This window comes from Saccharopolyspora griseoalba, from assembly GCF_042665275.1.
Taxonomy (GTDB): domain Bacteria; phylum Actinomycetota; class Actinomycetes; order Mycobacteriales; family Pseudonocardiaceae; genus Saccharopolyspora; species Saccharopolyspora griseoalba.
Window position 1 is genome coordinate 1 of sequence record NZ_JBHTCJ010000006.1, and the last position, 13,343, is coordinate 13,343.

Here is a 13,343-nt window from a genome sequence, read left to right on the forward strand (position 1 = left end):
CAAGATCATGCGCCGCCTGCTGCGCGACGTCGCCGAGAACCGCGAGGTCGGCGACGTGAGCACGCTGGCCGACTCCTCGGTCATGGACCTCATCTCGAAGGGCCTGAGCACCTCCAGCGACGACTGACCCGACCGGCGGACCGATCCGGTTGAACAAGGGGCGCCCCGCTCGGGGCGCCCCTTATTGTCAGCAATGCCACCGCCGGCGCCCCTTGCGCGAGGCGCTGACCTGCGACGAAGACAAATCGGGCGCATTGCATTCGCAAACGCGCGACCTGATCGATGTTAGGGTTCACTTCAGGTGTGCCGGGAAGTCTGGTCGGCGACCAGACGTGCTGCCCACACGAACGGAGCCTTCGTGTCCGAAAACAACTCCCGAGCCGCCAAGAGCTTCGACTTCGGCGAGTACCTGCGCACCGAGACCGTCGGCGGGATGATCCTGCTGGCGGCAACGGTCCTGGCGCTGCTGCTGGCCAACACCCCCGTCTCCGGGATCTACACCGCGGTCCGCGACTTCGAGATCGGCCCGCACCTGCTGCACCTGCACCTCGGCGTCGGCGAGTGGGCCAAGGACGGGCTGCTGGCGATCTTCTTCTTCGTCGCCGGACTCGAGCTCAAGCGCGAGATGGTCATCGGCGAGCTGTCCGACCTCCGCACCGCCCTGCTGCCGATCATCGCCGCGGCGGGCGGGATGATCCTGCCCGCCGCGCTCGCCTTCGCCGTCGGCCACGGCACGCCCGGCGCGCACGACGCCTGGGCGATCCCGATGGCCACCGACATCGCCTTCGCGCTGGGCGTGCTCTCGCTGACCGGCTCCTGGATGCCCACCGCGGCCAGGGTTTTCCTGCTCAGCCTCGCGGTCGTCGACGACCTGGGCGCGATCGTGGTGATCGCGGTGCTGTTCACCAAGCACATGAGCCTGCTGTGGCTGGCCACCGCGGTCGTGCTGTGCGTCGTCTACTGGTTCCTGCAGCACAAGCGGGTGACCGCCAGCTGGCTCTACATCCCGCTGGCCGTGGCCGTCTGGGTCGCGGTGCACTCCAGCGGCGTGCACGCCACCATCGCCGGCGTGGCGCTGGGCCTGCTCACCCGCGTCAAGCAGGACCCGGGCGAGCACGCCTCGCCGTCGATGCGCCTGGAGCACCGGCTGCAGCCCTGGTCGGCGGGCCTGGTGGTGCCCGTGTTCGCCTTCTTCGCCGCGGGCGTGCCGGTCAACCCGGACGCGCTGGTGGCGATCTTCGAGGACCGCGTCGCCATCGGTGTGATCGTCGGCCTGCTGGCGGGCAAGTTCTTCGGCATCTTCGGCGTCTCCTGGGTGGCCGTGAAGCTGGGCATCGGGACCAAACCGGAATCGGTGTCCTGGCGGGACATGACCGCGCTGGCGCTGCTCGGCGGCGTCGGCTTCACGGTGAGCCTGCTGATCGCCGAGCTGTCGCTGACCGGGGAAGCCGCCGAGCGGGCCAAGGCCGCGGTGCTGATCGCCTCGTTCATCGCCTCGCTGGTGGCCGCCGCCATCCTGATCCGGCGCGGCCGCAAGCTGGCCAACGGCGACGACAACGCGTTCCCGAACCCCAGCCCGACGCCCGGTGACGAGACCACCGGGTGAGGTCACCTGCGAGTAACGTGTCGCGAGTCGCTGGGCGGATCCCTGATCACTCGTGGCACGATGGGGCGCGTGAACAGCGCCGACAAGACCACCAACGGCAGCGGTGAGGGTGCGGGGTGGACCGCGGTGACGTCCATCCCGCTGTCCGAAGAGGGCGCGGCCGATCGCAACGAGTCGATCGGGTCGCTGGTCCGCGACGCCACGACCCACCTTTCGACCCTGCTCCGCTCCGAAGTGGAGCTGGCCAAGACCGAGATCACCGGTGAGGCCAAGAAGGCGGTCAAGGGCAGCGTCTACTTCATCCTGGCGCTGACCGTGCTCGCGTTCAGCATGTTCTTCTTGTTCTTCACCGCCGCCGAGGGGCTGGCCGCGCTGGGCATCTGGCGCTGGGCCTCCTTCGGAATCGTGTTCCTGGTGATGCTCCTGGTCGCGGGCCTGCTGGCACTGCTGGGCTACCGCCGCGTGCGCAAGCTCAAGGCCCCGAAGCGGACCATCGCCACGCTCAAGGACACCAAGAAGATCACCAAGCGGAAGCACCAGGACGCCGAGAGCGCCGAAGCCACCGCCTGAGGCGTTCGCGCCCGCTCGGGCCGCAGGCCCCCGCGGGCGCGAGCGCGCCCGGCCCGGGGCCTACTTCGTGCAGGCCCCGGTGTCGACCGGGCTGTCCAGGGTCGGTGCCGCGGCCACCTCGTCGCGGACCTCGTCGGCGGTGAGGGCGAAGCCGGTCTCCGGGTCGTCGACCGCCGCGCCGAAGACCACGCCGACCACGTTGCCCTGCGGATCGACCAGCGGTCCGCCGGAGTTGCCGCTCTGCACCTTGCCGCGAACCGTGTAGACGTCGCGCACCACGGTCTGCGAGTCGTAGATGTCCGGCCCGCGCAACCTGATGCGCTCGCGGACGCGGCCCGGGGACGCCGTGTACGGGCCGTCCAGCGGGTAGCCGAGCGCGATCACGTCGTCGCCGGAGTTCGCGCCCCCGGTCAGCGTCAGGGCCCGGGCGTCGAGGTCCGGCACCGAGAGCACCGCGAGGTCCACGTCCGGGCGGTAGAGGACCACCTCGGCGTCGAAGGACCCGCTGCCGATCTCGATGGCCACCTGATCGGTGCCGGCCACCACGTGCGCGTTGGTCATCACCTTGTGCGGCGCGACCACGAACCCGGTGCCCTCCAGCGCGCGCGAGCAGGAGGTCGCGCGGCCGCGCACCTTGACCACGCTCGGGTGGGCGTCGCGCACCACCTCGCTGGCGGCCAGCGCGGAGTCCGGCGGGGCGGTGCGCGCGACCGGGGTCTCGGTGAACGGCTCCAGGGCCTCCGGGAACCCGGAGACGCCGAGCATCTCGCGCAGATCGTTGGGCAGCGCCCTGGCCTGGTCCGGCATCATCCGGTTGACCGTCCCGAGCACCTGGGAACCGCTGATCGCCGAGGCCAGCCCGGGCAGCGCGGAGGCCGAGGTGAACGGCAGCGCCACCAGCCAGGCCACCACCAGCACGGCGAAGAACTGCAGCACCGAGCCCAGCGCGTTGTCCACGCCGGTCAGCTTCGGCGAGGTGATCCGGTCCCGGAGCTCGCGGCCGGCCCACATGCCGAAGGTCTCGCCCAGCGCGACCAGCAGCACCACCACGCCGACGCCCAGCGCGAGCCGGGCGACCGGGCTGTGGATCTGGTCCAGCAGCATCGGGGCGACCTTGAGGCCGACGACCGCGCCCAGGAACACGCCCAGGAAGGACAGCAGGGCGGTCACCAGACCGCTGCGCGCTCCGGACACCGCCGCGAGCAGGGCCAGCAACACCACCAGCAGGTCGACCCAGTTCACCCACTCACCCCTCGCGACGGTCGATCAGTCCGGGACACGGTCTCATGGTCGAGAAACGATCCGGGTCGCCGGTCGGCAACGCCTCAGGTGCGCCCGAGGCCGATGTCGTCGGCCTCCTCGACCGTTCGCCAGGCGGCGTCCAGCTCCCGCACATCGGCGCGGTTCCACGGCCGCGCCCAGCCGCCCAGTTCGAGCAGCCCGGCCAGCAGGCCGCCGGTGAAGCCCCAGACGAGCATCCCCGGGATCAGGAATGCCGGACCGGCCATGCCGCTGGACAGGCGGACCCGCACCCGGTTCTCCGGGTCGGTCAGCGAGGACAGCGGCACCCGGGCCACCGAAGCCGTCTCGCCGGGGTCCATCGGGGCCACCGGCGACGGCTCGGTCCAGTGCGCCACGACCGGGGTCACCCGGAATCCGCTGTGCGGGACGTGCAGCTCCGGCAACCGGGCCACCGGTCGCACGCCCTCGGGCCGCAGCCCCACCTCCTCGACGGCCTCGCGCAGCGCGGCGTCGACCGGTCCGCGATCAACATCGTCGAGCGATCCACCCGGGAAGGCAACCTGACCCGGATGGCTGTTCAGGTTTTCCGCGCGGCGCAGCAGCAGCACGTCGGGCCCGGGCTCGCCGTCGCCGAAGAGGATCAGCACCGCCGCGGGGCGGGCCGAGTCCGGCGGCACGTGGTCGGGCCAGCCGAAGTGCCCCGGATCGAGATCGGCGGTGCGCTTGACCAGCGTCTGCAGCCAGTCGGGCACCGTCTCCGGCTCGACCAGGGGTCCCGTGTCGGTCATCCGGCCCCCAAGGTGCGTTCGACGGCGTCCCTGACCTGCTGCGCGGACTCGAAGGCCACCGGCGGGTCGATCCGCCGCACCTCGCCGGAGGCGGTCACCACGTAGCTGACGGGCAGGGTCTTGGGAGCACGCACGGCGGCCCGCACCCGGTTGTCCCCGTCGTGCACGTTCGGGTAGTGAACGCCGAGCTGGCGGAGCAGCTCCAGGCCGTCGGCCTGGCCGCTCTCCACCTGCACGCCGAGCACCCGGATCGCGCCGGGCTGCTTGCTGTAGGCCTCCAGCGCGGGCATCTCGGCCCGGCACGGCGGGCACCAGGTGGCCCAGAAGTTGATCAGCGTGGGCTCACCGGCCAGCGCACCGCCCAGCTGCACCGGCGCGCCGTCGGCCAGGCAGGTGGCGGTGATCCCGGCGAGCTCGGCGGGCCCGCCGCTGCCGGTGGGGCAGGCCTCGAGGTCGGCGGCGGCGCGCTGCTGCGGGTCGACCGGCTGCGCCGCGGGCGCCGGGGCCGCCGCGGAGCCGGGATCACCACCGCCGGAGCCGTCCCGCGGCCACAGCGCGATCGCGGCCAGCACCGCGAGCACGACCACGACGACGGTCCACTGGATCTCCCTGCGGAAGTCGCGAACGCTCACGCGACCGGCTCCTTCGCCGCCTGCTTCTCGACGGTCTCCTCGGGCACCTCGTCGACAACCCCGGCCAGCTCCAGCAGCCGCGGCGTCTCCGGGCCGCGCACCAGCTTGGCGGCGGCGAGGTGGTCGGTCTCACCCGCGCCGTAGGACGGGCAGTCCTTGGCCAGCAGGCACGCGCCGCAGGCCGGCTTGCGGGAGTGGCAGACCCGCCGGCCGTGGAAGATCACCCGGTGGGACAGCACGGTCCACTCCTTGCGGGGAATCAGCTCGCCGATGGCGTGCTCGACCTTGACCGGGTCCTCCTCGGACGTCCAGCCCCAGCGGCGCACCAGCCTGCCGAAGTGGGTGTCCACCGTGATGCCCGGGACGTCGAAGGCGTTGCCCAGGATCACGTTGGCGGTCTTGCGCCCGATGCCGGGCAGCTTGACCAGCTCGCCGAGGTCGCGCGGGACCTCCCCGCCGTGCTGCTCGACCAGCGCGGCGCCCAGGCCCATCAGCGAGGCGGCCTTGTTCCGGTAGAAGCCGGTGGAGCGGATCAGCTCCTCCAGCTCGGCGCGCTCGGCCCCGGCGTAGTCGGCCGCGGTCGGGTACCGGCGGAAGAGCGCGGGCGTGACCGCGTTGACCCGCTTGTCGGTGCACTGGGCGGACAGGATGGTGGCCACCGCCAGCTCCAGCGGTGTGTTGAAGTCCAGCTCGCAGTGCGCGTCCGGATAGGCTCCTTCGAGGGCGCGCAGCATGCGGCGGGCTCGGCGGACCAGGCCCAGCCTGGTCTCCTCGGACCTGTTCCGGCGACGCTGCGTCCCGCGGGACGACGTCGCCCGCTTCCCCCGATCGGAGGTTTTCCCCTGAGCAGGAGACGGGTCGGCGGACGCGGCGCGGGACTTCCTGGCTGGTTCCGGCACCCCACCAGGGTACGGATCGCACCGACACGGGGCGTGGCCACGTGGTCAGCTCAACGGGTAAGCCCACCCCGGTTGCACGTGCCTCGAAGGTATGAGCGAGGATTCACAGCATGATGGCAGCCTGGTTCGTCATCGTCGTGCCGCTGGTGATCATGTTCTTCACCCTCTTCATGGAGCGCGTGGAGGCCCGCCTGCGGCATGTGGCGGTGCAGGAGAACGAGGTGGAAGAACTGCTGGAGAACGCGCGTCCCGACGAGGTCCGCGCGCTCTTCCGGCAAGGCATTGGACGTGCGCTGGAGCTGTTCCAGCTACGCAGGGTGGGACGCGCCGGTAGGCTACGTACCCGCCGTTCGCGCGACCAGCCTTAGAATTGCTGGTAGTGATCGGCGGCACACCGCCAGACGCGCTGACGCGGGTCCGGCACCACAGACAGCCGCCGCGTCTCAACATGGAGGGACGAGGTGGACGAGACCCTGGCCCGGGCCGGCATCTTCCAAGGCGTTGAGCCGGCCGCCGCGGAGGCACTGGCCCAGTCGCTGGAACCTGTCGAGTTCCCGCGAGGACACGTGATCTTCGCCGAGGGCGAGCCGGGTGACCGGCTCTACATCATTCAGTCCGGCAAGGTGAAGCTCGGGCGCAAATCCCCGGACGGCAGGGAGAACCTGCTGGCGATCATGGGGCCGTCGGACATGTTCGGCGAGCTCTCCATCTTCGACCCGGGTCCGCGGACGTCGACGGCGACCACGGTCACCGAGGTGCGCGCGCTGAGCATGGACCGCAGCGCGCTGCGCCAGTGGATCGCGACGCGCCCGGAGATCGCCGAGCAGCTGCTGCGCGTCGTGGCGCGTCGACTGCGCCGCACCAACGGCATGCTCGCCGATCTGATCTTCACCGACGTGCCGGGACGTGTCGCCAAGGCGCTGCTGCAGCTCGCGCAGCGCTTCGGCAGCCAGGAAGCGGGCCTGCTGCGGGTCACCCACGACCTCACGCAGGAGGAGATCGCGCAGTACGTCGGCGCCTCGCGGGAGACCGTGAACAAGGCGCTCGCCGACTTCGCGCACCGCGGCTGGCTCCGGCTGGAGGGCAAGAGCGTGCTCATCCTCGACCCCGAGCGCCTCGCCCGCCGCGCACGCTGACCGGCGACGACAACTGAAGCGACGCCACGCGCGTCGGCGGAAGGGTCCGGGCCCGCCCCGGATCCTCCCGTCGACGCGCGCTTCGGCGTGTCCGGACGATCTCCTCCCGCCGCCCGCGCAACCCCCGCCGCCCGCGCGCGTCCAAGGGACGTCGAACGCGAATGCGAGAGGAGGTCGGAGATGTCTTCGACCGTGCTCGGCGGCGGCCTCTTCGTCCTGGTGCTGATCGGGATGCTCGTCATGATCGCGCGGGCGGGCGCGGGCGCGCCGAAGTCCGGGCGACACCGCGGCAACACCGCGATCGGCTCCAGCGGCGTCGTCGACTCGCCCGGGAGCGGCGACTGCGGCCCGGGAGGCGACGGCGGCGGGAGCGCCGGTGGTGGTGACGGCGGCGGCGGTGGTGGCTGCTGACCCACCGGTGAGGACGACGGGTGCCCCGGGCCGCGCGGCCCGGGGCAGGCACGAGTGAAGGGGCCGGACACCGCCCCCGACGCGGTGTTCCGGCCCCTTCACATCGCGTGGTTGGTCCCCCGACGACTAACCACGCTCCCCCGATCCCCCGGAGCTTCGGCCCCGAATCCTCGGCTCCGGAGGAAAGTCCTATTTCGAATGTGCGCGAGAGCTGCCCGTCCGGGCAACCCCTTCTCACCTTCAGAGACGCATCAGCGCCCACGCTGGTTGCAGGCGTCACCCGTTCTGGGTAAGGAAGCTCACGTCCGCGGCCCACCCGAAAGCCGGTTGGTACTGCCGTACCACCGTCGGCATACTGGTACGCGTGTCCCAATCCATGTCCTTGGCGGACTACCGCCGTGCCCTGAGCACGCCAGGAGCGCGCGTGCCCGTCCTGGCCTCGCTGCTCGGCCGCTGGCCGATCGCCATGTTCGCGATGGCGCTACTGCTGTACGTGCAGCGGGTGAGCTCGTCGTTCGCGATCGCCGGCATGATGTCGGCGGGCGCGCTGATCGGCGTCGCCGCCGGGTCGGTCGTGCAGGGCAGGATCATGGACCGGGTCGGGCCGTCGCTGCCGCTCTACGTCGCCTCGGCGCTGTTCGTCGTCGCCGTGGCGGCCACGATCACCTCCATCGAGGCGCACGCGCCCGCGGCGATCTCGGTCGGGCTGTCGTTCCTGCTGGGCATGACGCAGCCCAACGTCAGCTCGGCGTCCCGGGCGATGTGGGAGCACCTGCTGCCGCCCGGCCGGGTCCGCGAGGCCGCGGTGTCCTACGAGGCGATCAGCCTGGAGGTCTTCTTCATCCTCGGCCCGGGCGTGGCCGCGCTGCTGGTCGCCACGCCCTGGCCCGGGCTCGGCCTGCTGGTGGCCGCCTCCTGCATGGTGGTGGGCGGGGTCTGGTTCGCCTCGACCCGCGCCTCCCGCACCCGGCGCCCGGAACCCGGGCAGCACTCCGGCGACGTGCTCGGAGCGCTCGCCGCTCCGGGGATGCGCACCGTCGCGCTGGCGGCGGGCGGCTTCGGCCTGCTGATCGGCTACATCGAGGTGGCGGTGCCCGCCGCCGCGGTCGACGCAGGCGTCCCGACCGCCGGCGGCCTGCTGATCAGCCTGATGTCGGTGAGCTCGGTGCTGGTCGGCCTGGTCTACGGCGTGCGCCCGTGGCCGCGGCCGATGCACCTGCGACTGCCCGCGCTGCTGGCCGGGTTCGCCCTGCTCATCGCGCTGCTGGCGGCGCCGAGCTCGCTGTGGGGCCTGTGCGTCGCGCTGCTGGCGGCGGGCTGCCTGATCACCCCGCAGTCGACCGCGCACTCGGTGGCCATCGAGGTCGCCGCGCCGCGCGGCAAGGCCGCCGAGGCCTTCGGCTGGGTGGTCACCTCGGTCACGCTGGGCTCCGCGATCGGCCACTCGACCAGCGGCCAGCTCGTCGAGATCGGCGGCCCCAAGTCGACCTTCCTGGTCGCCGCGGTGGTCGGCCTGCTGATCACCGCGCTGCTCTGGCGGCGCCGGGCCACCCTGCTGCCCGCCAGGGAGCGCTCGGAGCTCGTGCTCGCCGCCGAATGAGGCGCGTCAGCTCACCGCGAGCTCGCCGCGTTCGGCCAGGTAGGTGAGCTGGGCCTGGACGGTGAGGTCCGCGGCGGGCCAGACCGCCCGGTCCACGTCGGCGTAGACGATCTCCACGACCTGCCGGGGCGAGGCGTCCGCGCCCAGCTCGGCGACCGCCGCGCGCACCTGCTCCAGCCGCTCCCGCCGGTGCTGCAGGTAGAACTCGGCCGCCGCGCGCACGTCCGGCAGCTCCGGACCGTGCCCGGGCAGCGCTCGCACGCCCTCCGGGAACTCGGCCAGCCGCCGCAGCGAGTCCAGGTACGAGCCCAGGTGCCCGTCGGGGTGCGCCACCACCGTGGTTCCCCTGCCGAGCACGCTGTCCCCGGTGAACACCGCGGGCTCGTCGTGCTCGACCGCGAACGACACCGAGTCGGCCGTGTGCCCCGCTGTCTCCAGCACCCGCAGTTCGAGGCCGCCCGCCCGGATCAGCTCCCCGTCGGCCAGCGGTTCGGCGTCCCGGCACAGGGCCGGGTCCAGGGCGCGCACCTTCGCCCCCGTGAGCCCGACGAACTCGGCCACGCCGTCGGTGTGGTCGCCGTGGTGGTGCGTCAGCAGCACCAGCGGGACCGGTCCGCGGTCGGCCACCCGGCGCAGGTGGTCGGCGTCGCCGGGCCCGGGGTCGATGACCACGGCCTCGGCGCTTCCCGGCTCGCGCAGCACCCAGGTGTTGGTGCCGTCGAGGGTCATCGGCGAGGGGTTGTCGGCCAGCAGCACCGAGGCGTACCCGGTGACCTGGCGGAGTTCGCCGTACGCGGGGTGCTCGCTCACCGGGCCTCCTCGTATCCCGGTTCGCCGGGCAGCACGGCCTGCCAGCGACCGTCCCGGTGGACCAGCTTGGGCATGATCGGCCGCAGCCCGCGCTCGGCGTCCAGCAGTCCGCTGAGCGCCCGGTGCTCGGCCAGCTCGGCCAGGGTGAACTCGGTGGGCGGCAGCAGCTGGCAGCGGCCGGCGCGGAACTCGTCGAGGGCGCGGGCCGGGGTGGACCAGTAGGCCTCGGCGGCCTCGGAGGTGCCCGCGTCGGCGAGCTGCCCCTCGGGAAGCGCGGCGAGGAAGAACCGGGTGTCGTAGCGGCGCGGTTCGCGCTCCGGGGTGACCCAGTTCGACCAGGGCCGCAGCAGGTCGGCGCGCAGCACCAAGCCCTCCTCGGCGAGGAACTCGGCCAACGAGCGCTCGCGGGTCTCCAGCTGGGCGCGGGCCGCGGCGTAGCGCCCGGTCTCGCCGACGACGCTGCCCGCTTCCGGGCCGGCCAGCAGCACGCCGGATTCCTCGAAGGTCTCCCGCACGGCCGCGCACACCAGCGCCCGCGCGGTCTCCGCCGAGCAGCCGAAGCGCTGCGCCCACCAGGCGGCGTCGGGCCCGGCCCAGCCGATCGAGGCGTCCGCGTCCCGCGAGTCGACGCCGCCGCCGGGGAAGACGGTCATGCCGCCGGCGAAGGCCATGTCGCGCACCCTGCGCTGCAGGAAGACCTCGAGACCCGGGTCGCCTTCGCGCACCAGCACCACGGTCGCGGCGTCCCGCGGCGCCGCGGGGACCTCCGGCGCCTCCTCCGGCACGAACCCGGCAGGCAGCACCCGCCCACGCATCGACACCATGTCGACCACCTTAGGCGGTCGTCGACCGCGGCGGTGCCGCTGTTCGAGGCGCGGGGCGTCAGTGCTGGGCGATCGGCGGGAACCCGCCGGTGCCGCCCGGCATGGAGGTGCGCAGGCCGTCCTCGCCGACCGGCTCGGGCTCCTCGGTCTCCCGGTGCGCGAGCTCCTCGTGCAGCTTGCGCAGAAGGTTGCGCTCGCGGTCGGTGAGCTTCTCGTCGACCGCGGCCGGGACCTTCATCATCACCCCGGTCTGCTCGGCCTCCGCTTCGGCAGCGGGTTCGCCGGGTTGTTCGGGTTCGGCTGCGCGCTCGGGCTCGGCTGGTTCTGCGGGGTGGGCTGGTTCGTGCTTGCCCGCGGGCTGGGACGGCTGGGTGGCGTGCTCGGCCAGAAACTCGTGCTGCGGCTCGGCCACAGCGTGCTGCACCCCCTCCGGCCGGGTCTCCTCCGCCACCGGCGGCACCGGTGGTGGAGGGGTCTCCTCGGGCTGCCTGCGCTCGGCGGCGCGCTCCCGCGGGGCCGACACCGGCGGAGCGCTCCGCTCCGCGGCCGCCACCTCCAGCCGCACCCGCCGCGCGTTGGCCAGCGCCTCGCGGTGGTACTCGGGCAGCTCGGACCCGGAGTCGAAGACCTCGACCGAGTAGCGCAGCCCGGCGCGGCGCAGCGCGTTGATCAGCTGGTAGGCCACGGCCGAACTCGCGCCCTCCGGGCCGACCTCGGCCAGCAGCACGCTCTGCGGCACCGCGCCGTAGCTGGCGCCCGCGGGCGTGGTCCGGCTGGTCGCCCACAGCCCGCGCAGCCCGGGCAGCCGGGAGGAGGCCGCCTTGAGCGCGAGCTCGAGATCGGTGTCGTCGGTGTCGGGGGCGCTGAACCGGTGCACCTCGCCGTGCAGCGATTCGGCCACCTCCAGCCGGTCGACCAGCTGGCGCGGGGTGCGGGTCTCGTCGAAGATCCGCCGCAGCTGGTGCTGCTCGGCGGGGGTCACCTCGATCTCGCCGGCCAGCAGGCAGCCGACGAGGTACTCCGCCGCGGCGTCGGGCTGCCCGATCCCGAGCAGCTCGCGCACCGCGTCGACGCCGTCGTCGTCGATCCGCCCGGTCATGGCCAGCACGAGGTCGTGCAACCGGTCCACCGGACCGGCGCCCTCTGCCACGTCCACCACGAATGCCTCCTTAGCTGCCGACCGCTCAGCCGCGGCGACCGGCGAGTTCTTCGGCTCCCGCGCACACCAGCGCCGACTCGTCCAGCGCCATCCGGTGGTACGGGGTCGGTTCCAGGTCGTTGGGCAGCACCTCGACGCTGGGCGCGGTGTCCCCGAGCGCGCGCAGCACCCGCTGGATCTCGCCGGCCAGGTCGATGTGATCGCCGGACGCGGTCACCAGCACGACCTGCTTCGGCGCTTCCGCGTCCCGCCTGCGCCACGTGCTGCGCACCTCGCGGACGCCGGAGCGGCCGCGCAGGGTCGCGCCGAGCACCAGGGCCGCGGAGTCGGCGACGTTCTCCGCGGGGCGCTCGGTGCTGAAGGAGTAGTGCGGGGTGGTGTCGACGACGGCGGGCAGCACCGCGTTGACCACCGCCGGGTCGGCGCCGAGCGGCAGCAGCGCGTCCGACAGCAGCCGGTGCTCCTCGTCGCCCAGCGCTATCCGCTCGCGGACCAGGGTGCCCGGCAGCACCCGCGCGACGACCTCCGCGGCATCGCCCGCCAGCCAGTCGCGGAACCGCCACAGGTGCCGGTCGGGCAACCTGCCAGCGAGTCGAAGCAACAGTTCGTGGCACAGCAGATCGGTTTCACGCACTGCCACGGCGCCCCTCCATGCCTCGTGCTCCCGTTCGGGTGCGGCCGGCCTGCTCGTCCCCCGGCGCGGCTACACCCTTCTAGGTGAACTCTGGTCGTGCTGACCGGATCAATCAAGCCCTCGATCGATCCATTCGCAACGCGTTGGAATCAACATCCTCCGTCTGCGTGACACCAGAGCAGGTGAACACCGACGCGGGATGATCGCAGCGTACTTGTCCGAGCCGATCTTCGGGGGCGGGTGGTCGAAAATCTCGCGGCGCGCGAAACGCGACCACGCAGCGTCAGCGACGACAAACGCGGCGTACCCGAAGATCGGGGACGCCGCGTCTGCTATCGAACGAAAGTCCTGGTTGTCCGCCTCGCCGGGCGCTCAGGCCACCTCGACGATCAGCTCGACCTCGACCGGGACGCCGAGCGGCAGCTCGGCGACGCCGACCGCGGAGCGGGCGTGCTTGCCCGCCTCGCCGAAGATCTCGCCGAGGAGCTCGGAGGCCCCGTTGATCACGCCGGGCTGACCGTGGAAGCCCTCCGCGGAAGCCACGAAGCCGACCACCTTGACCACCCGGACGATCGAGTCCAGGCCGACCAGCGAGTCCACCGCCGCCAGCGCGTTGAGCGCGCAGATCCGGGCGTGCTGCTTGGCCTCCTCGGCGCTGACCCCGGAGCCGACCTTGCCGGTACCGGCCGGTTCGCCGGACACCATCGGAACCTGCCCGGCCGTGTAGACCAGGTTGCCGGTGCGCACCGCGGGCACGTAGTCGGCAACCGGGGTGACCACCTCCGGGAGCGGAATGCCCAGCTCGGCGAGCCGGTCCGTCCACCGACCCATGATCAGGCCTCCTTCGGCCGCTTCATGTAGGCCACCATCTGCTCACCGGTCGGGCCGGGCAGCACGGAGACCAGCTCCCAGCCGTCCTCGCCCCACTGGTCGAGGATCTGCTTGGTCGCATGGCTCAACAACGGCACGGTCGCGTACTCCCACTTCTGCATGCCGCGCAGCTTAGTGCGTGCCGCACACGGCGTCCTGCCT

16 protein-coding genes are annotated in these 13,343 nt (G+C 72.5%); 6 read left to right on the plus strand and 10 right to left on the minus strand.

The window, feature by feature from the left end:
• The first annotated feature begins 358 nt into the window (after positions 1-358).
• Both nhaA and ACFQRI_RS12905 read left to right on the plus strand, forming a co-directional pair.
• Positions 359-1,606: a Na+/H+ antiporter NhaA gene (nhaA, locus tag ACFQRI_RS12900; RefSeq protein ID WP_380668078.1), complete on the plus strand. Its 1,248-nt coding sequence runs from the start codon at positions 359-361 to the stop codon at positions 1,604-1,606.
• Positions 1,607-1,666: 60 nt separating this feature from the next.
• Positions 1,667-2,176 (plus strand): phage holin family protein, encoded by a 510-nt coding sequence (locus ACFQRI_RS12905; RefSeq protein WP_380668080.1) that lies wholly within the window; start codon positions 1,667-1,669, stop codon positions 2,174-2,176.
• Positions 2,177-2,236: 60 nt separating this feature from the next.
• Here the strand turns inward: ACFQRI_RS12905 and ACFQRI_RS12910 are convergent, their stop codons facing one another.
• The 4 genes from ACFQRI_RS12910 to nth all read right to left on the minus strand — a co-directional run bounded on the left by ACFQRI_RS12910 (position 2,237) and on the right by nth (position 5,572).
• Positions 2,237-3,418 (minus strand): MarP family serine protease, encoded by a 1,182-nt coding sequence (locus tag ACFQRI_RS12910; protein ID WP_380668082.1) that lies wholly within the window; start codon positions 3,416-3,418, stop codon positions 2,237-2,239.
• A gap of 83 nt (positions 3,419-3,501) precedes the next feature.
• Positions 3,502-4,206 (minus strand): NUDIX hydrolase, encoded by a 705-nt coding sequence (locus ACFQRI_RS12915; RefSeq protein WP_380668084.1) that lies wholly within the window; start codon positions 4,204-4,206, stop codon positions 3,502-3,504.
• A complete protein-coding gene (locus ACFQRI_RS12920; protein ID WP_380668086.1) occupies positions 4,203-4,838 on the minus strand; it encodes a TlpA family protein disulfide reductase in 636 nt (211 codons plus the stop codon). The genes ACFQRI_RS12915 and ACFQRI_RS12920 overlap by 4 nt, the downstream gene beginning before the upstream one ends.
• Positions 4,835-5,572, minus strand: a complete 738-nt coding sequence (gene nth, locus ACFQRI_RS12925) for an endonuclease III (RefSeq protein WP_380668088.1) — start codon at positions 5,570-5,572, stop codon at positions 4,835-4,837. Before nth ends, ACFQRI_RS12920 begins: the two co-directional genes overlap by 4 nt.
• A gap of 278 nt (positions 5,573-5,850) precedes the next feature.
• Between nth and ACFQRI_RS12930 the strand changes: the two genes are divergently transcribed.
• From ACFQRI_RS12930 to ACFQRI_RS12945, 4 genes are all read left to right on the plus strand, one after another.
• Positions 5,851-6,105, plus strand: coding sequence for a hypothetical protein (locus ACFQRI_RS12930; RefSeq protein WP_380668719.1), 255 nt, complete (start codon positions 5,851-5,853; stop codon positions 6,103-6,105).
• 93 nt (positions 6,106-6,198) lie between these two features.
• Positions 6,199-6,873, plus strand: a complete 675-nt coding sequence (locus ACFQRI_RS12935) for a Crp/Fnr family transcriptional regulator (RefSeq protein ID WP_010307868.1) — start codon at positions 6,199-6,201, stop codon at positions 6,871-6,873.
• A gap of 180 nt (positions 6,874-7,053) precedes the next feature.
• On the plus strand, positions 7,054-7,284 hold the full coding sequence (locus tag ACFQRI_RS12940) for a hypothetical protein (RefSeq protein WP_380668091.1): 231 nt from the start codon (positions 7,054-7,056) through the stop codon (positions 7,282-7,284).
• 376 nt (positions 7,285-7,660) lie between these two features.
• Positions 7,661-8,884: an MFS transporter gene (locus ACFQRI_RS12945; RefSeq protein WP_380668721.1), complete on the plus strand. Its 1,224-nt coding sequence runs from the start codon at positions 7,661-7,663 to the stop codon at positions 8,882-8,884.
• 6 nt (positions 8,885-8,890) lie between these two features.
• Here the strand turns inward: ACFQRI_RS12945 and ACFQRI_RS12950 are convergent, their stop codons facing one another.
• From ACFQRI_RS12950 to ACFQRI_RS12975, 6 genes are all read right to left on the minus strand, one after another.
• Complete coding sequence (locus ACFQRI_RS12950; protein WP_380668093.1) at positions 8,891-9,694, minus strand: MBL fold metallo-hydrolase; 804 nt, start codon at positions 9,692-9,694, stop codon at positions 8,891-8,893.
• Positions 9,691-10,509: an NUDIX hydrolase gene (locus ACFQRI_RS12955; protein WP_380668723.1), complete on the minus strand. Its 819-nt coding sequence runs from the start codon at positions 10,507-10,509 to the stop codon at positions 9,691-9,693. The genes ACFQRI_RS12950 and ACFQRI_RS12955 overlap by 4 nt, the downstream gene beginning before the upstream one ends.
• A 67-nt stretch (positions 10,510-10,576) precedes the next feature.
• The gene (locus tag ACFQRI_RS12960) at positions 10,577-11,677 is read right to left on the minus strand and encodes a hypothetical protein (RefSeq protein WP_380668095.1); all 1,101 of its coding nucleotides are present in this window, start codon (positions 11,675-11,677) and stop codon (positions 10,577-10,579) included.
• Between the two features lie 25 nt (positions 11,678-11,702).
• Positions 11,703-12,317 (minus strand): hypothetical protein, encoded by a 615-nt coding sequence (locus tag ACFQRI_RS12965; RefSeq protein WP_380668096.1) that lies wholly within the window; start codon positions 12,315-12,317, stop codon positions 11,703-11,705.
• Between the two features lie 366 nt (positions 12,318-12,683).
• Positions 12,684-13,142 (minus strand): RidA family protein, encoded by a 459-nt coding sequence (locus tag ACFQRI_RS12970; protein WP_380668098.1) that lies wholly within the window; start codon positions 13,140-13,142, stop codon positions 12,684-12,686.
• 2 nt (positions 13,143-13,144) lie between these two features.
• Complete coding sequence (locus ACFQRI_RS12975; protein ID WP_380668100.1) at positions 13,145-13,303, minus strand: DUF4177 domain-containing protein; 159 nt, start codon at positions 13,301-13,303, stop codon at positions 13,145-13,147.
• Positions 13,304-13,343: the final 40 nt, after the last annotated feature.

Bases quoted from the DNA above. Each gene is read 5' to 3' on its own strand.
- ACFQRI_RS12905 (WP_380668080.1), top strand. From the start codon at position 1,667: ATGGGGCGCGTGAACAGCGCCGACAAGACCACCAACGGCAGCGGTGAG.
- ACFQRI_RS12915 (WP_380668084.1), bottom strand. From the start codon at position 4,206: ATGACCGACACGGGACCCCTGGTCGAGCCGGAGACGGTGCCCGACTGG.
- nth (WP_380668088.1), bottom strand. From the start codon at position 5,572: ATGCTGCGCGCCCTCGAAGGAGCCTATCCGGACGCGCACTGCGAGCTG.
- ACFQRI_RS12930 (WP_380668719.1), top strand. From the start codon at position 5,851: ATGGCAGCCTGGTTCGTCATCGTCGTGCCGCTGGTGATCATGTTCTTC.
- ACFQRI_RS12940 (WP_380668091.1), top strand. From the start codon at position 7,054: ATGTCTTCGACCGTGCTCGGCGGCGGCCTCTTCGTCCTGGTGCTGATC.
- ACFQRI_RS12945 (WP_380668721.1), top strand. From the start codon at position 7,661: ATGTCCTTGGCGGACTACCGCCGTGCCCTGAGCACGCCAGGAGCGCGC.
- ACFQRI_RS12955 (WP_380668723.1), bottom strand. From the start codon at position 10,509: ATGCGTGGGCGGGTGCTGCCTGCCGGGTTCGTGCCGGAGGAGGCGCCG.
- ACFQRI_RS12970 (WP_380668098.1), bottom strand. From the start codon at position 13,142: ATGGGTCGGTGGACGGACCGGCTCGCCGAGCTGGGCATTCCGCTCCCG.
- ACFQRI_RS12975 (WP_380668100.1), bottom strand. From the start codon at position 13,303: ATGCAGAAGTGGGAGTACGCGACCGTGCCGTTGTTGAGCCATGCGACC.